Origin of the sequence: Arthrobacter sp. SX1312 (genome assembly GCF_002929295.1) — a bacterium.
Classification (GTDB): Bacteria; Actinomycetota; Actinomycetes; order Actinomycetales; family Micrococcaceae; genus Arthrobacter_D.
Map to the genome: position 1 here is coordinate 49,717 of NZ_PJIM01000001.1, position 19,819 is coordinate 69,535.

Genomic DNA, 19,819 nt, shown 5'->3' on the forward strand with positions numbered 1-19,819 from the left:
TCGATACTAAACGGGAGCAGCGAAAAGGGGGTGGGACCACACGGCCCCACCCCCTCACCGGTACCGGGCCGGCGTCGACCTACCGGAAGGTCTTCTGGAGGGCCTTGACCGACGCGACGTACTGCTTGGTGTCCGCGAACATGCCCCGGGTCTGCACCGAGTACTGGCCCTGGTAGTAGGACGCGATGGCGATGTCCAGCGACGGACTGGTGCGGGTAAGCGAGCGGATGATCGCGACACCGGCCGTGGCGTTGTCGTACGGGTCCAGGAGGTTGAGCTTGCGCCCCACGAGGTCGCTCGCCCACTGACCGGACGACGGGATGACCTGCATGGTGCCGATGGCGTTCGCCGGCGAGACCGCGCGCTGGTTGAAGCCCGATTCCTGATGGGCGAACGCCATGGCAAGGCTCGGGTCGACGCCCATGGAGCGTGCGGTGTCGGCGACGATCTTCTTCATCTCGGCCTGCGACGGCGCGGGAAGCGCGTTGAGCAGGGCCTTGTTCGCGTTGGCGTCCGCGACGACCTTGTCCGGGTACGTGAACCCGAGGAAGCTCGACGGCACGAGGCCGGTCGGCGCGGGGGCCGGGGCGGGGGCGGGCGTGGCGCCCGGACGCGGGATGGTGAGCTTCTGTCCCGGGTAGATGACCGTGGTCATGCTCATGCGGTTCGCGGCGAGCAGGCCGGAGAGGCCCACACCGTTCCGGGAGGCGATGGCGCCCAGCGTGTCGCCGGCCTTCACGGTGTAGGACCCGGCGGACGGAGCGGGCGCGGGGGCCTGCACCTTCGGGGGTGTCGCCTGCGGCGTGACGGAACCGGTGAGCTTCAGCTTCTGGCCGGGGTAGATGATCGACGACCGCGAGAGGCCGTTGGCGGTGAGCAGCGAATCCAGGCCGATGCCGTTGCGTGAGGCGATGGCTCCGAGCGTGTCGCCGGACTTCACCACGTAGGTGCCGCCCGCCGGGGAGGGCGCCGGTGCGGGCTTCGACTTGACGGGAGCGGGAGCGGGAGCGGCGACGGGAGCCTTGCCGCCGAGGCTGAGCTTCTGGCCGGGGTAGATGATCGAGGACATCGAGAGCCTGTTGGCCGTGAGGACGCTCTGCAGGCTCACCCCATGGCGGGAGGCGATGGCACCCAGAGTGTCGCCGGGCTTGACGACATAGGTCGCCGCGGCGGCCGGGGCGGCCGGTGCTGCGGGGGCGGACTTCGCTGCAGGGACGGACCCGCCGGTCAGCTTGATTTTCTGTCCGGGGTAGATGACGGTCCGCGCGGTCAGTCCGTTGCGCGTCAGGACGGCCGCGGTGGAGAGTCCGTACCGCTTGGCGATCGCGCCGATGGTGTCGCCGGGCTTCACGGTGTAGGTGCCGGGCACCGTCTGCGCGACGACGGCGATCTTCTGTGCGGGGATCTGCGCGGCGACGAGGCCGGCCGGGACGACGGCCCGCGGGGGAAGGACCGTCTGCGTTGCTCCGAGGTGCCGGGTGACCGGGACCTGCACGGCGGGAGCCGCCGACGCCGGCTGGGCGAGGGCCACGGAGGAGAGAAGCACCGCGGGGAGGGCGGCGGTGGTCACGGCGACGTTCAGGCCGCGCCGGCTCGCGCCGTCGGCCTTCCTGCGGGTGCCGTTCAGCGGTGCGTTCGATCGCTGGGCAGTCATGTTTCGTTCCTCGTCTGTTGGCGGATGAGTCCGCGCGGACGCACGCCCCCGGGGTGACTCTTCCTGTCCGGGAACGTGCAGGTGCTGATGATGCTGCTGTTTTACGTGTTAATGGTGTGATCTGTGTGACTCAAGTGAATCTACACGATGGGTTCGATAGCACAAGGGCGTGAAAATGCAGGGAATCGTCAAGATCGGCGTGTCCCTCCCGGTGCTTCTTGAGGAGTCCTTGCCGAAGGGGCGGCCGGGTGGAGTTGGGTGCGGGAGCATGGCACCCTTGGACGGTGACTGAACTCGAACAACTCGTTCCGGCCTGGCTCAATCTCCCCGAGGTGGCCGAGGCGCTCGATCTGCCCATCACCCGCGTGCACTCGCTCGTCAGCGAGCGTGCACTCGTGAGCGTGCGGATCGGAGAGCGCAACATCCGCAGTGTGCCGGCGGACTTCCTGGTCGACGGGGGCGTCCTCGACAGCCTCAAGGGCACCGTGGTGGTCCTGGCGGACAGCGGCTACGGCGACGAGGACATCATCCGGTGGCTGTACACCGAGGACGAGTCGCTGCCGGGCCGGCCCATCGACGCCCTGCGGGAGGGCCGGAAGACGGAAATCCGCCGCCGCGCCCAGGCCGCCGCCTGGTAGGGATCCCCGTCCGACCCGGACTGTCCGGGGCGGGTGCTTCCCGGTGCGGGACCGTCAGGCGGTCCGCGTCACCGCAGCCTCCGCGAGGAGGCGCAGCGCCCGCAGGGAGACGGCGTCCACCTCGAGGTCCCCGAGCGCCAGGAACGCCTCCTCGGATTTCTGCCCGATGAGCTGCTCCGTGTGGGCCAGCGCTCCGCTGTCCACGATGATCGCCCGCAAGATGTCCACCGCGTCGGCGTCGAGGGACGTGTCGCCGAGCATCGCGTTGATGCGGGCACGCCCGGTCCCGGTACTGGATCCGAGTGCCCGCGCGATCAGGAAGGTCCGCTTGCCCTCGCGGAGATCGTCCCCGGCGGGTTTGCCCGTCACCGACGGGTCGCCGAAGACGCCGAGGACGTCGTCGCGCAACTGGAACGCCTCACCCAGCGGCAACGAGAACGCCGAGTAGGCGGCGAGCAGGGCGTCGTCCGCGCCGGCGAGCGCTCCACCGAGCATGAGGGGCCGCTCCATCGAGTACTTCGCGGACTTGAAGCGGAGGATGTTGAGAGCGCGGTCCGCGGCCACCGCCGGGGTCTGGTCCGGACCGACAGCCTCTTCCAGCAGGTCCAGGTACTGGCCCGCCATCACCTCCGTGCGCATGCGATTGAAGATCACCCGCGCCGCGGTCCCGGCGTCGCCCGTGACGCCGGAGCAGCAGCCCGTGAAGAGCTCCTCGCTGAAGGCGAGGCAGAGATCGCCGGCCAGGATGGCCGCGGCGACCCCGAACCGCTCCGCGTCGAGGTGCCATCCCGCGTCTGCGTGGCGGGCCGTGAACTGCCGATGGACGCTCGGGCGCCCGCGCCGGGTGTCGGACCGATCGATGATGTCGTCGTGGATCAGCGCCGCGGCCTGGAAGAACTCGAGGGCCGTGCCTGCCGTCACCGGGGCGGACGCCAGCGGTGATCCGCCCGCCGCCCGCCAGCCCCAGTAACACAGCAGCGCCCGCATCCGCTTCCCTCCGCTCGTCAGCGTGGCGATGCTCGAGATGAGGGGAAGCGCCTCGTCGGAGATGGAGCCGAGGACCGTGCTCTGGTCGGCGAGGAAGCCCTCGATGGACCGCGTAAGGGAGGATCGGAACCGTTCCTGCTCCACGGTGATGGCGTCGGGAGCGGGGCCGCCCTGGTCGGGGATGGCAGGTGCGGACAGCATGAATCTCCCGTGCGGCTCGTCTTCGGTGGTGTCCCCACTCTAACCGGCGGCCCCTGCGGTGTCGGTGCCGGTGCGTACGATGAAGGCGTGCCAAAGGACGCGGGGCAGGAACCTGTCGAGTATGCGGAGTGCCACATCCTGCATATCGACATGGACGCTTTCTACGTCTCCGTGGAACTGCTGGACCACCCGCACCTGCGTGGCGTGCCGGTGGTCGTGGGCTCCCCGTCCGGACGGTCGGTGGTCCTGTCCGCCTCCTACGAGGCCCGCCGGTTCGGCGTGCGGTCCGCGATGCCGATGGCGGTCGCGATGCGGCAGTGCCCCACCGCGGTCATCCTCCCTCCGCACCACCGCCGGTACTCGGAGGTCTCCGCCCAGGTCATGGGGATCTTCCGGTCGGTCACGCCGGAGGTCGAGCAGCTGAGCGTGGACGAGGCCTTCCTCGACGTCGCCGGCTCGCTCCGGCGACTCGGCAGCCCGCGGGCCATCGGTGAGCAGATCCGCGCGGAGATCCACTCCACGCTGGGGATCACGGCGAGTGTCGGGGCCGCGACGACGAAGTTCGTGGCGAAGATCGCCTCCACGAGGGCCAAGCCGGACGGCCTCCTGCTCATCCCGGGGGACCAGACGGTCGCCTATCTCCACACGCTTCCCGTCTCCGCCCTCTGGGGTGTGGGCGCGAAGACGCAGGAGGTCCTGGCCCGTATCGGCATCCGCACCGTCCAGGACGTCGCGCACACCCCGGTGGCCACCCTCCGACGCCTGCTGGGCGCCTCGGGCGAGCACGTGCACCACCTCGCCTGGGGCCGCGACCCGAGGAGGGTCGTGGTCTCACGTCCCGAGAAGAGCATCGGTGCGGAGGAGACGTTCTCCCGCGACGTCGAGGACTCCGACGTCCTCCGGCGGGAACTGCTGCGGCTTGCCCACCGCACCGCGACGAGGCTGCGGGCCTCGGGCCACCGCGCCGGGTCGGTTGCGCTCAAGCTCCGCTACGAGGATTTCTCGACACTCACGCGATCGAAGAAGCTCGACGAGCCCGTCGACAATGCGAATGCGCTCTACCGGGCGGCGACGGCACTGCTCGCCGGTCTGGGCGACAGGCCCATGGCGGTGCGGCTGATCGGCCTCCGCGCGGAATCTCTCGTGACCGGCGGCGACGGCTCCACGCAACTGACGATCGACCGGCAGGACGACAACTGGAGGCTCGCCGAACGGGCCCTCGACGACGTGAACCGGAAGTTCGGGGACGCCGGTGTCATGCCGGCGGGCCTCCTCGCACGAGGACGCCCGCCGGCACCTCCGGGCAAGCCCGGCGGCGGCCTGCCGCCGGAGGCCGACGACGACCGGGCCGGGACTCCTCCGGACGTCCGTGGCGGTGGTCGGCCGCCGCCGTCCGGACCGTCCGGAGGGTCACGGCGGGGACCTGTGCAGGGCGATCGGGATCCTCGCCGTTGAGCGCCAGGAGGGTCCCATATCATCCAGAAGAGGTGGCTCCCAACACCGCATTGTGACTTTGCGCCCCGGGGGTAGCACACTAGTCTTTAACCCGGTAGTCCAACTACCGGTCATGACGCAAATCCACCACCCGGAACCTGCGGTCCCGGACCCCCGCATCGGGAACCGGGACAGCGTCAGGAGCGTTGGTTGGGTGGAGGAACGTTGGTACCCACATCAAGGAGGCGGTCATGGCACTCTCGGAACACGAGCAGAGGTTGCTTGATCAGCTTGAACAGCAGTTGCACGCCGACGATCCCAAATTCGCGCACTCCATGGCCTCGGACAGTCGGAAGTCGATGTCGACCCGGCGCCTGGTCATCGGTTCGCTCATCACGATCGCGGGCATCCTCGTCCTTCTGGCGGGCATCGTCTACCAGAACATCTTCATCGGCGTCGCAGGCTTCCTGATCATGGGAGGTGGCGTGTACTTCGCCACGACGAAGTCGAAGCAGGTCGATGCCGGCCAGCCACTCGGCAAGCCGACCAAGGCATCGACCGGAGGCAAGAGCGGTTTCATGTCCAGTCTCGAAGACAAATGGGACGAGCGGAAGCGCGACCAGACATAGGAGTCAGGGACGCCCGACCGTAGTCCAGAAGGATCCGCCCCGGCGGGTCCTTCTTCGTTTAACCCCTCCACTTCACTCCCCGCGGGGATCGGGCGCGCCGTCGCGCGGTCGCCCGCCGCGAAGACCGCGACACGCCGCGACGAAAAGGGCGCGGCGCGCGCCGAATACGTTGACCGGGGAGAGTTGTGGAGTAAAGTGGGGAATATAAGAGCGGTACGGCACCAAGCTGGGCTTGGCGGACTCAGAACAGGCGGTCAGGGATGTTCCTCGGAACTCACACCCCCCGTCTGGACGAGAAAGGCAGGCTCATTCTCCCTGCGAAGTTCCGCGAGGAACTGAGCGAGGGTCTTGTCCTCACGAGGGGCCAGGAACGGTGCATCTACGTCTTCAGCATGAGTGAGTTCGAAAGGGTTCACGAACAGATGCGCGCGGCCCCCATCTCGTCCCGCCAGGCGAGGGACTACAACCGCATCTTCCTGTCGGGCGCCTCGGACGAGGTACCCGACAAGCAGGGCAGGATCACCATCCCGCCCGCGCTGAGGACCTACGCGGGACTCGACCGGGACCTCGCGGTCATCGGGGCGGGGAGCCGCGCGGAGATCTGGGCGGCGGACGCCTGGGACTCCTACCTGACGGAGAAGGAGACGGCGTTCTCCGAGACGGACGAGGATGCCTTCCCGGGCATCCTCTGAACAACAGCAGGACCAGCACGCAGCACGACGGCGCAGGTGGGAACGTCCCTTGGATGAGATCTCCAGCCGCCGGATACGGTACGCCTCCTGGCTTCACTTCCCCGAAGCCAGGCGACGACCCTCCGGCCGGATGGGGGTCTGATCCAAGAAGGCCGGCCTCCCTACCTGCCTGCAGTGACACCCGAGACGAGTACGAACTGCAGGAGGGAGAGGACGCATGACGGGTGACCGGCCGACGGGGGAACGCCACGTCCCCGTCCTCCGCGACCGCTGCGTCTCCCTCCTCGCACCCTCCGTCGCCGCAGCGGAAGCCGCCGGTCGTCGCGCGGTCGTCGTCGACGCCACGCTCGGCATGGGAGGCCACGCCGAGGCCATGCTCCAGCGCTTCCCCGATGCGCACCTCGTCGGCGTCGACCGCGACACCGAGGCGCTCGGACTCGCCGGCGAACGGCTCGCCCCCTACGCGGCCCGCACCGACCTGGTCCATGCCGTGTACGACGAGCTGCCCGAGGTGCTCGAGGACCTGGGCATCGACGGCGTGGACGGCGTCCTCTTCGACCTCGGCGTCTCCTCCCTGCAGCTCGACGAGCGCGATCGGGGGTTCGCCTACTCCTACGACGCCCCGCTCGACATGCGCATGGACACGAGTCGCGGCATCACGGCGGCCGAGGTGGTCAACACCTACGGCGAGGACGACCTCCTCCGCATCATCCGCACCTGGGGCGAGGAGAAGTTCGCCGGCAGGATCGCATCGGCGATCGTGCGGGGGAGGGAGACCGGACCGTTCAGGACCACGTCCCAGCTCGTGGACGTCATCCGCGGCGTCGTCCCCGCCGCGGCAGCCCGCACCGGCGGGCACCCCGCCAAGCGGACGTTCCAGGCGTTGCGGATCGAGGTCAACGAGGAACTCACCGTTCTCGAGCGGGCCGTCCCCGCGGCCATCGCCTCCGCCCTGATCGGTGGCCGCGTCGTCGCGATGTCCTACCACTCCCTGGAGGACCGCATCGTGAAGAGCGCCTTCACCGCGGGAACGAAGTCCTCCGCGCCCGTCGGGTTCCCGGTGGAACTCGAGGAGCACAAGCCCTACCTCCGATCGCTGACCCGCGGCACCGAAGCGCCCACCGCGGCGGAGATCGAGGAGAACCCGCGGGCGGCCTCGGCCAAGCTGCGGGCAGTTGAACGAATCAAAGCCGGACCCGTCGACAGGATGACCATATGAGCCAGGCACTGACCGTGGAGAAGCGCCACGGCGTCGCGGCCTTCTCCGGGAACGGCGCCTACGCGCTGGCCCCGGGACGGCTGACCGGACCGTCCACCGCAGCCATCGCCACCCCGAAGGCCCGGACGCCGCTGTCCGTGGTCCCCGCGCGCCCGGCCCGACGCAAGGTGCCCTTCGCCGTCTTCAGCCTGCTCGTCCTCGCCGCGGCGCTTGCCGCGGTGCTCATGCTCAACATCTCCGTCTCCGGCACGCAGTACGAACTCGTGCAGCTCCGCAACCAGCAGACAGCCCTGAGCCAGGAGAACGAGGCGCTCGTGCTCGCCATCGAGGCGAGGGAAGCCCCCCAGAACCTGGCCGCCGCCGCGACGAAACTCGGCATGGTGTCCTCCCCGACCTTCGGGACCATTGAGCTAGATTCGATGAAGGTGACCGGCACGCCGGAGCCCGCGACCGAGGGCCCCGAACCCGAGGTCCTCATCCCTGCGCCGAACCTCGGGTCGGACCCGACCGGTCCCGCGACGGACGGGGACGCGGCGGCGAGCAGCGGGTCGGGAACGATCCCCGGTCCCGAGCAGCTCGGCTCCGGCCAGTAGCAGAACGGTTCCAGAACTTCGCCCCAGACCGATCGACAAGGATTCTCCGTGACCCCTGCACGCCTCGGCAGCCCCGACAGCATGCGTCTGGCCCTGGGCTCCAGGCGGCTCCGCGTGGGGCTCGCGTTCGTCCTCGTCCTCCTGATGGTCCTCGGGGTGCGCCTCTTCCAGTTGCAGGCCCTCGATCTCGACGGCATGGCACAGGCCGGTCTGTCCAAGCGGCTCACGACCACCGCCGTGCAGCCCGTGCGCGGTTCGATCGTCGACATGAACGGCAAGTACTTCGCACGGAGCGTGGAGCGCTACGACCTCGTGGTCGACCAGCGCCTGAGCGACGTGGAGGAGTTCCGCCGCTTCAACGACGACCTCGAGGAGTGGGAGGTCATCCCCATGGACCAGGCGGTCTCGGAGCTCTCCGCCGTCATCGGCATCGATGGGGAGACGCTGAGGGGCGCCGTCCTCGGTGACAAGAGCTTCAACTACATCCTCAAATCGGTGACACCCGAGGTCAAGAACCGGGCCCTCGCCGTGAAGATCCCCGGTGTCTACGCCGACGAGACCAGCGTGCGGACCTATCCGGCGGGCGCCGTCGGCGGGTCGATCATCGGCTTCGTGTCCGAGAACGGCGAGCCGCAGGAGGGCCTCGAGTACTCGCTCAACGATGCGCTCGAGGGCACTGCCGGTAGCAGGACCTTCGAGATCGGCGGGGACGGCATCCGCATCCCGTACGCCACGAACGAGGACGTCCCGGCGGTCGACGGCCAGAACGTGCGGCTCACCATCGATCAGGACCTGCAGTGGTTCGCGCAGCAGACGATCGCGTCGCAGGTCGAGGAGTACGACGCCGAGTGGGGGAACATCGTCGTCGTCGAGGCGGACACGGGCGCCATCCGCGCGATGGCCGAGTCCACGACGCCGGACCCCAACGACCCGACCGCGACGCCGGCCGAGCAGCGCCGACCCAACTCCGTCAGCGCGTCCTTCGAACCGGGTTCCACGACGAAGGTCATCACGATGGCCGCCGCGCTCGAGCAGGGGCTCATCGAGCCGACCTCCAGGTTCACCCTCGAGAACCGGTACACCATCGATGGCCAGACGTTCAAGGACGCCTTCGAGCACAAGACGGAGAAGCGCACCGCAGCGGGCGTCCTGGCGAAGTCGATGAACACCGGGACCGTGCAGGTGGGCCAGAAGTTGACCAAGCAGGAACGGTACGACTGGCTGAAGAAATTCGGCATCGGCGAACCGCTCGGAACCGGGCTCAACGAGGAGAACCAGGGCCTGCTGACCACCCCCGACAAGTGGGACGACCGCCAGCAGTACACCGTCCTGTTCGGCCAGGGACTCGCGCAGACCGCGCTGCACACCGCCATGGTGTACCAGACGATCGCCAACGACGGGGTGCGCCTGCAGCCGCGGCTGATCGACGCGTACATCGACCCGGACGGCACCGAGCACACGGTTCCCCAGGCGGAGGGCACGCGGGTGGTGTCCGCGGACACGGCTGCCAAGACGCGGAAGATGCTCGAGACGGTGACCGAGGAGGGCTCGGGCAAGACCGGGCAGCTCGAGCAGTACCGCGTGGGATCGAAGACCGGCACCGCCGAGGCCCCCAGTCCGGCGGGCGGCTACGATGGCTATACCCTGTCCTACGCCGGGATCGCGCCGATCGAGGACCCCGAGTACGTGGTCGTCGTCACGCTCCAGCGTCCGCAGGGCGACCTGTACTACCTCATCCCGGGGCAGTCGTTCCAGAAGGTGATGAAGCAGGTCCTCAATTCCAACAACGTCCCGGCGTCCACGATGAAGCCGGACATCTATCCGGTCGAGTACTGACCCGGAGGCCGGAGTATCGTGCAATCGAACAACTCGCGGGGAGGCGGCGCCTCCCTGATGCGACCGCGTGCCCCGCACCCGGTCGCCCTGTCCGCCGCCCTGGCCGAGATCGGGCCGCTGGCCGGATCGGCCGGTGCGCCGGATCTCCCCGTGGTCACAGGCCTCACCCTGGATTCGCGGGCGGTGCTCCCCGGGGATGTCTACGCGGCCGTCGCCGGAGCCACACGCCACGGCGCGGACTTCGCCGAGCAGGCGGTGCGTGCGGGCGCGGTGGCCGTCCTGACGGACGAGGCAGGCGCCGCGATCGTGGCCCGTGCCGCGGCGACGGCCGGCTTCGACGCCCCGCCCGTGGTCGTCGTCCCCGACCCCCGCCGGGCCGCCGGACCGCTCGCGGGCGTGATCTTCGACAGCCAGCCGGACGCCCCGGACGCCGCCCCGATCCTCTTCGGGATCACCGGCACGAACGGCAAGACGACGTCGACCTACTTCCTCAACGCACTCCTCGCCGCACTGGGCCGGACCACGGGGCTCATCGGCACCATCGAGATCCGGGCCGGCGAGGACGCCATCCCGAGCGCGCTCACCACGCCCGAATCACCGCAGGTCCACTCGCTGCTCGCCCTCATGCGGGAGCGGGGCCTCCACGCGGCCTCCATGGAGGTCTCCTCGCACGCCCTCGAGTTCGGGCGGGTCGACGGCGTCCGGTTCGACGTCGCCGGCTTCACGAACCTCACCCAGGACCACCTCGACCTCCACGGGACCATGGAGGACTACTTCGCCGTGAAGGCGACGCTCTTCACGGCGGACCGCTGCCGGCGCGCCGTCGTCCTCGTCGACGACGCCTGGGGGCGCCGCCTCGCCGGCACGGCAGGGGTGCCCGTCCTGTCGCTGCGGACCGAGCAGGACGCCGACGGGGCGCCGGCGGCCGACTGGACGGTGACGGACGTGCGGCCCAGCGGCCTCGGGCACGCCTTCGCCCTCGAGGGTCGGGCCGGGGAGCGGCTGCTGGTCCGCACGGGCCTCCCCGGGACGTTCAACGTCTCCAACGCCGCCCTGGCCACGGTCATGGTCCTCGCGTCGGGCGTCGCCGTCGGGGACGTCCAGCGCGCCCTGGACGACCACGACCCGTTCACCACCGAGGTGCCGGGACGCATGCAGCTCGTCGGCGAGGAACCCGCAGCGATCGTCGACTTCGCGCACAATCCCGACGCGCTCGAACGGACCCTGGCCTCGGTCCGGCGACCCGGCGGCCGGGTCATCTCCGTGTTCGGCGCCACCGGGCAGCGCGACGAATCCAAGCGACCCGTGATGGGGGCCGTCGGAGCCCGCCTGTCCGACATCCTCATCGTCACCGACGACGATCCCCACGACGAGGACGAAGCGGTCATCCGCCGGGCCGTCCGGGCGGGCGCCGACGCGGCGGTCCGCGCCGAGGGGCTCACGTGCGAGGTACTGGAGGTCTTCCCCAGGGCGGAGGCGATCGAGCGCGCCGTGGCCCTGGCCCGCCCGTCCGACACCGTCATCGTCGCGGGCCGGGGCCACGAGGTCTGGCAGGAGGTCAAGGGCGTGAACCTGTCACTCGACGACCGGGAGGAACTGCGTTCCGCGTTGACAAGGCACGGATTCTCTGGGCTTTCCCGCCCCGGGATAGAGTCCTGAACCGTCATGATTGAATTCACCGCAGCCGAGATCGCGGCACTCACGGGCGGACGACCGGTCGGGATCGATCCCGCCGGCCCCGCCATCACCGTCACCTCCGCAGCCACTGATTCGCGGGAGTGCGTCCCCGGGGCGCTCTTCGTCGCCAAGCCCGGCGAGGAATCCGACGGGCACCTCCACCTGGGAGGTGCCTTCGCCCGCGGGGCGGTCCTGGCGCTGGCCGAGCGCGAGGTCACCGGACCGGACGACGCCCCCTACCCCTCCGTCGTCGTCCCCGATGCGATCCTCGCGATGGGCGAACTCGCCGCGGAGACGGTCCGCCGGCTGCGGGCCGCCGGCGACGTCACCGTCATCGGCATCACCGGCTCCGCCGGGAAGACCACCACCAAGGACCTCCTCGCGGGCATCCTCGCCCAGGCAGGCCCCACCGTTGCTCCCCGGGGTTCCTACAACGGCGAGGTCGGCGTCCCGCTGACGGTCTTCGAGGCGACGTGGGAGACGCGGTACCTCGTGATCGAGATGGGCGCCACCAAGCCCGGCCACATCGCCTACCTCGCCTCGCTGGTCCAGCCGGACGTCGGCGTCGTCCTCGGCGTCGGTTCGGCCCACGCGGGGGAGTTCGGCGGCGTCGAGAACATCGCCCGGGCGAAAGGGGAGCTCCTCGAGGCCCTCGCCGCGACGGGTACCGCCGTCATCAACGCCGACGACGAGCGCGTCCTCGCGATGCGGTCCCGGACCGGTGCGCGCACCGCGTTCTTCACCTCCTCGGAGGACTTCGCAGCCGAAGGAGACGTGGTCCGGGCGAGGAACAGTACGACGACGCCCGAGGGGAACCCCTCGTTCACCCTCACGTTCCCGGACGGCAGCGACCACGACGTCGTGTCCCCGCTCCTCGGACTGCACCACACGACGAACCTGCTGGCCGCAGCGACCGTCGCCTACGAGGTCGGATGCGCCCCCGACCGGATCGCGGAGGGCCTCCGCAGCCTGGCGGCCGCGAGCCGCTGGCGCATGGAGCGCTCCGAGCGCGCCGACGGGGTGACCGTCATCAACGACGCCTACAACGCCAACCCCGAGTCGATGCGCGCCGCCCTGCGGACCCTCGCCGAACTCGGCCGCGGTCGCCGGCGGACGTGGGCCGTCCTCGGCGAGATGCTCGAACTGGGCGAGAGCAGCATCGAGGAGCACGACCTCCTGGGCCGCGTGGTCGTCCGGCTCAACATCTCGAAGCTCGTCTGCGTGGGCCCCAACACGCGGGCGCTCTTCAACGGCGCCGTGCTCGAGGGATCATGGGGCAGCGAAGCCGTGCACGTCGACGACGTCGAGGCGGCGGAGCGGCTGCTCGCCGCCGAGCTCGAGCCGGGCGACATCGTCCTGTTCAAGTCCTCGAACGGGGCCGGGCTCCGGTTCCTCGGAGACCGGATAGCGCAGCAGCCCAACCCGGACCACAGCCCGAACCACACTGCAGCAGACTCTGAAGCGGTCGGCACGCCAGACGCTTCCGGAAAGGCCCCCCAGCCGTGATAGCAATCCTCATAGGCTCGGCCGCCGCCCTGATCTTCGCCTTCGTCGGAACACCCCTGTTCATCAGGCTCCTCGTGAAGAAGAGCTACGGCCAGTTCATCCGCGACGACGGACCGACCGCGCACCACACCAAGCGCGGGACGCCGACCATGGGCGGCGCCGTGATCGTCGGATCCGTGCTGCTGGCCTACTTCCTCACGCACCTGCTGATGATGGCGATCGGGGCTCCCGCCTCCGGGCCCAGCGCCTCGGGCCTGCTGCTCCTCTTCCTCGCCGGCGGCATGGGCCTCGTGGGCTTCGCCGACGACTACATCAAGATCTCCAAGCAGCGCAGCCTCGGCCTGTCGGCCCCGGCGAAGATCGCCGGCCAGACGGGCGTCGGCGTCGCGTTCGCCGTCCTGGCCCTGATGTTCCCCAATGAGCAAGGGCGTACCCCGGCCTCCACGGCCATCTCGTTCATCCGCGACACCCCGATCGACCTCGCCTTCGCCGGGACGGTCCTCGGAGCGATCCTCTTCGTCATCTGGTCGAACCTCATCATCACCGGGGCCAGCAACGGGGTGAACCTCGCGGACGGCCTCGACGGGCTCGCCGCCGGCGCCTCGATCCTCGTCTTCGGCGCGTACATGCTGATCGGCATCTGGCAGAGCAACCAGAGCTGCGGCTCGCCGGGCGCGGGCAGCGTCTGCTACGAGGTGCGGGACCCCCTGGACCTCGCGCTGATCGCCGGGTCGATGTGCGGTGCGCTCGTCGGGTTCCTGTGGTGGAACACCTCACCCGCCAAGATCTTCATGGGGGACACCGGGTCCCTCGCGATCGGCGGCGCGATCGCCGGGTTCGCGATCCTCTCCCGCACCGAACTGCTCCTGGTGATCCTGGCCGGCCTGTTCGTCATGATCACCCTGTCCGTCATCATCCAGGTGGGCTACTTCAAACTCTCGGGCGGCAAGCGCGTCTTCAAGATGGCGCCGCTCCAGCACCACTTCGAGCTCAAGGGCTGGCAGGAGGTCACCGTGGTGGTCCGGTTCTGGATCCTGGCGGGCCTGTTCGTGGCCGCAGCGCTCGGCATCTTCTACGCGGAATGGGTCGTGGGATGAGCGCACCGGACGGGAAGGGCGTGCCCAACACCTGGGAGACACCGCGCCTCGCGGGTCTCACCTCGTGGGACGCCGACTGGGCCGGGCTCAGGGTCGTCGTCGCCGGCCTCGGAGCCTCAGGCTTCTCCGCGGCGGACACCCTCATCGAGCTCGGCGCTGTGGTCGTCGTCGTCGACGCCGGGGTGACGCCCGCGAACGAGGCGAAGGCCGACACCCTGCGGATCGTCGGTGCACGCGACGTCCTGCTCGGCGCGGACCATGCCGCAACCCTGCCCCTGGTCGACGGCGAGCGGCCCGATCTCGTCGTCACCTCGCCCGGGTGGCCTCCCACGCAGCCGCTGCTCGCCGACGCCGCGGCCGCCGGGATCCCCATCTGGGGCGATGTCGAGCTGGCGTGGCGCGTCAGGATCCGCGAGGGCCGCACCACCGCCGAATGGCTCACGATCACCGGGACCAACGGGAAGACGACCACGGTCGGCCTGACGGAGTCCATGCTGATCGCCGACGGCAGGCGCGCCGTCGCCGCAGGCAACGTCGGCACCCCGATCCTCGACGTCATCCGCGACCCCCTGGGCTACGACGTCCTCGCCGTCGAACTGTCCAGCTTCCAGCTGCACTGGGCCCATTCCATCGAACCCCTGGCGAGCGTGTGCCTCAACATCGCCGAGGACCACGTGGACTGGCACGGCAGCTACGAGGCCTACCTCGCGGCCAAGGCCTCGGTCTACGAACGGACGAAGATCGCCTGCATCTACAACGTGGAGCAGCGCGAGACGGAGACCATGGTCGAGAACGCCGAGGTCATGGAAGGCTGCCGCGCCGTGGGGTTCACCACCGGCATGCCGTCGATCAGCATGATGGGCGTCGTCGAGGACCTGCTGGTCGACCGCGCGTTCATCGAGCAGCGCAAGGACTCGGCCGCCGAACTCGCGTCCATCAGCGAACTCGGCGAGGTGGTGCCGCGCCACCTCGTCGCCAACGCGCTGGCCGCCGCCGCGCTTGTCCGGGCCGCCGGCGTCCCCGCCGCAGCGGTACGCGACGGGATCCGCGCCTTCCAGCCGGGCGACCACCGCATCCAGGTGGTCGCGAACGAGGACGGCGTGCTGTGGATCAACGATTCGAAGGCCACCAACCCGCACGCCGCCTCGGCATCGCTCGCCTCCTTCCAGTCCGTCGTCTGGATCGCCGGTGGCCTGTCCAAGGGAGTCTCCTACGAGGACCTCGTGCGGGAGCACGCCGGGCGCCTCCGCGCCGTCGTCCTGCTCGGCGAGGATCCCGCACCCCTCCAGGGGGCGCTCTCCCGACACGCGCCCGATGTTCCCGTCTCCCTCCCGCCGAGCCTTCACACTGGACGGGGGCCCGGCTCCGGCGGGCCACCCGACCCGCCGGCCGGAGACGCCCTGATGCGGTGGGCGGTCGCGGAAGCAGGGCGGCTCGCCCGGGACGGCGACACGGTACTCATGGCGCCGGCCGCCGCGTCGATGGACCAGTTCTCCTCCTACGCGCACCGGGGGTCGGCCTTCATGGCGGCCGTCCGGGCCCGCGGCGGACAGGGCATCACCGCTAAGGAGTCGTAATGAGCACGCCAACCCGTCCGGGAGGACGCAAGCCCTCCGTCCGGTCCGGCCGGACCACGGGGGCGGGGCGGCCGGCCCCTTCCGGAGGGACGCCCTCCTCGCCGTCGACGCCCCGTCCCGCGATCACCGGGCGTACCGTCCGGGGCGGTGCCACCACGGCGGCCCCCGGCGGGCGAGCAGGCGCGCCCGCCGACGAGCCGGCGAAGGGCCTGCGCGCCCGGGTGCGGCGCGGCTGGGAGGTCCTCGAGGGCTCGGACCACTCGCCGTCCGGCTCCAGCTACTACCTGATCCTGGGCGCGGCCCTGGCGCTCACCGCCATCGGCCTCATGATGGTGCTCTCGGCGTCCTCCGTCGAGGCGATCTCCGAGGGCAAGGACACGTTCGACCTCTTCCTCAAGCAGGCCGTCTGGGCCGGTGCCGGCCTGATCCTGATGCTGGTGCTGTCCCGGGTCGGACCCCGCGCCTACAAGGCGCTCGCCTGGCCGAGCCTCGGGCTCGCGATCGTGCTGCTCGTCCTCGTGCTGGTCATCGGCGTCGAGATCAACGGCAACAAGAACTGGATCCGGATCGGCTCGCAGACGATCCAGCCCTCCGAGCCCGCGAAGCTCGCGCTGGCCCTGTGGTTCGCGGCGGTGCTCGAGCGCAAGAAGGCCCTGATCCGCGACTGGAAGCACGCCCTGATCCCCGCACTGCCGCTGGGCGGGCTGCCCATCGGCCTGGTCCTGATCGGCGGGGACCTGGGGACCGGGCTCGTGCTCATGATGATCGCCGCCGCGGCGCTCTTCTTCGCCGGCGCGCCGCTGAAGATGTTCACCCTGGTGGGCGCCGTGGCCGTCGTCGGGTCTCTCCTGATGGTCGCGACGAGCTCGAACCGTGGCGGGCGCATCGCCGCGTGGCTCCGGCTCAACTGCGACGACGGGACGGACCTGTGCATGCAGTCCGACAACGGGCTGTTCGCCATGGCCTCCGGCGGCTGGTTCGGGGTCGGGATCGGCCAGAGCCGGCAGAAGTGGAACTGGATCCCCGAGGCCCACAACGACTTCATCTTCGCCATCATCGGTGAGGAGTTCGGGCTGATCGGCACCTTCGTGGTCGTGCTGCTGTTCGGCATCCTCGCCGTGGCGACCATCCGCGTGGCGATGCGTTACACCGATCCGTTCGTGCGGATCCTCATGGGGTCCATCCTCGTCTGGCTGATCGGCCAGGCGTTCGTCAACATCGGCATGGTGACGGGCCTGTTGCCCGTCATCGGCGTGCCGCTGCCCTTCATCTCCTACGGCGGGTCCGCGCTGACCTTCACGCTCGCCGCCGTCGGTGTCCTGCTCTCCTTCGCGCGGAAGACCCCGCACTCCGCCGTCGCGGCACCGGACCGGTCCGCGTCCTAACCTCCGGAAGAGGCCCCGTACTTCCATGACACACCCCACCACCGACGACCGCGCGGTGTCCGTCGTCCTCGCCGGCGGCGGCACAGCCGGCCACATCAGCCCGCTGCTCGCCATCGCGGGGGCCATCACCGAGGACCGTCCGGGCACCCGCATCACGGCGGTCGGCACCGAAACGGGCATGGAGACGCGCCTCGTCCCGGCGGCCGGCTACGAGCTGCGGACCATCGACCGGGTGCCCATGCCACGACGGCCGTCGACGGACCTCCTCAAGCTCCCGGTGCGCCTCCTCCGGGCCGTCCGGCAGGCGCGGGCGATCGTGACGGACGCAGGGGCCGACGTCGTCGTCGGGGTCGGCGGGTACGTGTCGACGCCCGTGTACCTCGCCGCGTGGACCCGGCGCATCCCCGTCGTGATCCACGAGGCGAACGCCCGCCCCGGGATCGCCAACCGGGTGGGCGCGCGGATCGCGGCACGCGTCGCCGTCGCGTTCGACGGCACCGGCCTCACGGACGCGGTCCTGGTGGGCATGCCCATGCGCCGCAGCATCGCCGACCTCGACCGCGCCGCCGGACGCGCCGACGCCCGCACCTCCCTCGGGCTCCACCCGGACCGGCCCACGCTCATCGCCACGGGCGGGTCGTCGGGAGCGGCGAGCCTGAACCGCGCCGTGGCCGGCGCCGTGCCCGAGCTCACCGCGGCGGGCATCCAGATCCTGCACATCACCGGCAGGGGCAAGCAGGTCCCCGGTGACGACGGCGCGCCGCTGGCAGTGCCCGGGTACCACCAGGTCGAGTTCGTGGACGGGATGGAGCGCGTGTACGCGGCCGCCGATCTCCTGGTCGCGCGCGCGGGTGCCGCGACCGTGAGCGAGGTGGGCGCCGTGGGTCTGCCTGCCGTGCTGGTCCCGCTGCCCCACGGCAACGGTGAGCAGCGGCTCAACGCGGCGGGGCTCGTGGAGTGCGGCGGGGCGATCGCCGTCGACGACCAGGCCTTCACCGCCGACTGGATCCGGAGGAACGTCCTGCCGCTGGTCTCCGACGCCCCGCGGCTCGCCGCGATGTCGACGGCGTCCTACGCCCAGGGCGTACGGGACGCGGACCGGCGCATGGCGGAGCTCGTCCTGGCCCTCGCAGAGTCCCGCCGATGAGCGCCGGACACGACAGGACCGCCGGACACGACAGGACCGCCGGCGACGGGACCTCCACACCCGCGAACGGCACGACGGAAGGCACCAGCATCACCACGAGCATCACCACGACCAGCACCGGAGCCGCCCACGCGGTCCTGGCCGAACCCGTCCACTTCATCGGCCTGGGGGGAGCCGGCATGTCCGCCGTCGCCCGCGTGCTCCTCGGGCGTGGACTGCGCGTCTCGGGGTCCGACGCGGCGGAGTCCCGGGGGCTGCGCGCCCTCGCCGCCCTCGGCGCCGACGTGCAGGTGGGCCACACCGCGGCCGCGGTCCCGGAGCACGGGACCGTCGTCATCTCCTCGGCGATCCGCGACAGCAACCCGGAGCTCGCCGAGGCCCGGCGCCGCGGTCTGCCCGTGCTCCACCGGTCGGAGGCACTGGCCGCGGCGATGAGCGGCCGTCTCGCCGTCGCGGTCGCCGGGACCCACGGCAAGACGACGACGACGGCCATGATCACGGTCCTGCTGCGGCAGGCAGGGCTCGACCCGTCGTTCGCGATCGGGGGTGACGTGGCGGCACTCGGCGTCAACGCGGAGTGGGCCGGCGGGGACGTGTTCGTCGCCGAGGCCGACGAATCCGACGGCTCCTTCCTCAACTACTCGCCGCGCATCAGTGTCGTGACGAACGCCGAGGCCGACCATCTGGACCACTACGGCACCGCCGACGCCGTCCATGCCGCGTTCCGGCGGTTCGCGGACCGGCTGCCCGAGGACGGACTGCTGGTCGCCTGCGCCGACGACCCGGGGGCCGCCGCGCTGGCCGCGGCCATCCCCGGGACGCGCCGGGTCCGGACCTACGGCTACGCCGACACGGCCGACATCCGGATCGGCGCCACACGGGCGGTCGGCAGCACCACGAACAGCGTCCTGTCCTTCGCCGTCGACGGCCTGGACGCCGAGCAGGACCTGCAACTGAGCGTGCCCGGGCGCCACAACATCCTGAACGCGGCGGCGGCGTTCGCGGTCGCGCTGGAACTCGGCGTCGACCCGGCCGTCGCCGCGACGGGCCTGTCCCTGTTCTCGGGTGCCGCACGCCGGTTCGAGGCGCGCGGCGAGGGCGACGGCGTGCGGGTCTTCGACGACTACGCCCACCACCCGACCGAGGTGCAGGCAGCGCTCACCGCGGCGCGGACGGTGGCCGGGGACCACCGCGTGCACGTCCTGTTCCAGCCGCACCTGTTCTCCCGCACCCGGGAATTCGCCGCAGGGTTCGCCGACGCGCTCTCGCTCGCCGACACCGCCGTCGTCCTGCCGGTCTACGCGGCGCGGGAGGACCCCGTCGACGACGTGGGAGGCTGGACGATCACCGACCTCATGCGCGGCTCCGGCGGGGCGTACGTCCCGGACCCGGACGAGGCCCTGCAGGCCGTGGTCGGCGGCGCCCGGTCCGGTGACATCGTCCTCACGATCGGCGCCGGGGACGTCACGCAGTACGGCATCCGGCTCGTCGGCCTGCTGACGGACCGGGCCGCCGGTGCGGGCCCGGCGGGGGCCGCCGGATGACGC

At 70.7% G+C, this 19,819-nt stretch carries 16 protein-coding genes; 14 read left to right on the forward strand and 2 right to left on the reverse strand.

The window, feature by feature from the left end:
- Positions 1-79: 79 nt before the first annotated feature.
- Entirely contained in the window at positions 80-1,654 is a 1,575-nt protein-coding gene (locus tag CXQ92_RS00225) for a LysM peptidoglycan-binding domain-containing protein (protein WP_146067324.1), read from the reverse strand.
- Positions 1,655-1,938: 284 nt separating this feature from the next.
- On the opposite strand from CXQ92_RS00225, the gene CXQ92_RS00230 reads away from it, so the two are divergent.
- Positions 1,939-2,292 carry an Rv2175c family DNA-binding protein gene (locus CXQ92_RS00230; protein ID WP_104164233.1) on the forward strand — a complete coding sequence of 118 codons (354 nt, stop codon included), beginning with the start codon at positions 1,939-1,941 and terminating at the stop codon, positions 2,290-2,292.
- Positions 2,293-2,346: 54 nt separating this feature from the next.
- Here the strand turns inward: CXQ92_RS00230 and CXQ92_RS00235 are convergent, their stop codons facing one another.
- Positions 2,347-3,480 carry a polyprenyl synthetase family protein gene (locus tag CXQ92_RS00235; RefSeq protein WP_104164235.1) on the reverse strand — a complete coding sequence of 378 codons (1,134 nt, stop codon included), beginning with the start codon at positions 3,478-3,480 and terminating at the stop codon, positions 2,347-2,349.
- Between the two features lie 87 nt (positions 3,481-3,567).
- On the opposite strand from CXQ92_RS00235, the gene dinB reads away from it, so the two are divergent.
- The 13 genes from dinB (at position 3,568) to murC (ending at position 19,816) form a co-directional block, all read left to right on the forward strand.
- On the forward strand, positions 3,568-4,935 hold the full coding sequence (gene dinB / locus CXQ92_RS00240) for a DNA polymerase IV (RefSeq protein WP_258069605.1): 1,368 nt from the start codon (positions 3,568-3,570) through the stop codon (positions 4,933-4,935).
- 230 nt (positions 4,936-5,165) lie between these two features.
- Positions 5,166-5,543 carry a DUF3040 domain-containing protein gene (locus CXQ92_RS00245; protein WP_104164237.1) on the forward strand — a complete coding sequence of 126 codons (378 nt, stop codon included), beginning with the start codon at positions 5,166-5,168 and terminating at the stop codon, positions 5,541-5,543.
- Between the two features lie 260 nt (positions 5,544-5,803).
- The gene (gene mraZ, locus CXQ92_RS00250; RefSeq protein ID WP_104164239.1) at positions 5,804-6,235 is read left to right on the forward strand and encodes a division/cell wall cluster transcriptional repressor MraZ; all 432 of its coding nucleotides are present in this window, start codon (positions 5,804-5,806) and stop codon (positions 6,233-6,235) included.
- Between the two features lie 217 nt (positions 6,236-6,452).
- Positions 6,453-7,454 carry a 16S rRNA (cytosine(1402)-N(4))-methyltransferase RsmH gene (gene rsmH / locus CXQ92_RS00255; RefSeq protein WP_104164241.1) on the forward strand — a complete coding sequence of 334 codons (1,002 nt, stop codon included), beginning with the start codon at positions 6,453-6,455 and terminating at the stop codon, positions 7,452-7,454.
- Positions 7,451-8,047, forward strand: coding sequence for a hypothetical protein (locus tag CXQ92_RS00260; protein WP_104164243.1), 597 nt, complete (start codon positions 7,451-7,453; stop codon positions 8,045-8,047). The genes rsmH and CXQ92_RS00260 overlap by 4 nt, the downstream gene beginning before the upstream one ends.
- A gap of 48 nt (positions 8,048-8,095) precedes the next feature.
- Complete coding sequence (locus CXQ92_RS00265) at positions 8,096-9,883, forward strand: penicillin-binding protein 2 (RefSeq protein ID WP_258069607.1); 1,788 nt, start codon at positions 8,096-8,098, stop codon at positions 9,881-9,883.
- A gap of 57 nt (positions 9,884-9,940) precedes the next feature.
- Complete coding sequence (locus CXQ92_RS00270; protein ID WP_104164245.1) at positions 9,941-11,542, forward strand: UDP-N-acetylmuramoyl-L-alanyl-D-glutamate--2,6-diaminopimelate ligase; 1,602 nt, start codon at positions 9,941-9,943, stop codon at positions 11,540-11,542.
- A gap of 6 nt (positions 11,543-11,548) precedes the next feature.
- Entirely contained in the window at positions 11,549-13,066 is a 1,518-nt protein-coding gene (gene murF, locus CXQ92_RS00275; RefSeq protein WP_104164247.1) for a UDP-N-acetylmuramoyl-tripeptide--D-alanyl-D-alanine ligase, read from the forward strand.
- Positions 13,063-14,163: a phospho-N-acetylmuramoyl-pentapeptide-transferase gene (mraY, locus tag CXQ92_RS00280; protein ID WP_104164249.1), complete on the forward strand. Its 1,101-nt coding sequence runs from the start codon at positions 13,063-13,065 to the stop codon at positions 14,161-14,163. Before murF ends, mraY begins: the two co-directional genes overlap by 4 nt.
- On the forward strand, positions 14,160-15,740 hold the full coding sequence (gene murD / locus CXQ92_RS00285) for a UDP-N-acetylmuramoyl-L-alanine--D-glutamate ligase (RefSeq protein WP_104164251.1): 1,581 nt from the start codon (positions 14,160-14,162) through the stop codon (positions 15,738-15,740). The genes mraY and murD overlap by 4 nt, the downstream gene beginning before the upstream one ends.
- Positions 15,740-17,125: a putative lipid II flippase FtsW gene (gene ftsW / locus CXQ92_RS00290; protein ID WP_104164253.1), complete on the forward strand. Its 1,386-nt coding sequence runs from the start codon at positions 15,740-15,742 to the stop codon at positions 17,123-17,125. Before murD ends, ftsW begins: the two co-directional genes overlap by 1 nt.
- Before the next feature lie 25 nt (positions 17,126-17,150).
- On the forward strand, positions 17,151-18,272 hold the full coding sequence (gene murG / locus CXQ92_RS00295; protein ID WP_104164255.1) for an undecaprenyldiphospho-muramoylpentapeptide beta-N-acetylglucosaminyltransferase: 1,122 nt from the start codon (positions 17,151-17,153) through the stop codon (positions 18,270-18,272).
- Positions 18,269-19,816, forward strand: a complete 1,548-nt coding sequence (gene murC, locus CXQ92_RS00300) for a UDP-N-acetylmuramate--L-alanine ligase (protein ID WP_104164257.1) — start codon at positions 18,269-18,271, stop codon at positions 19,814-19,816. Before murG ends, murC begins: the two co-directional genes overlap by 4 nt.
- The last annotated feature ends 3 nt before the right edge of the window (positions 19,817-19,819 follow it).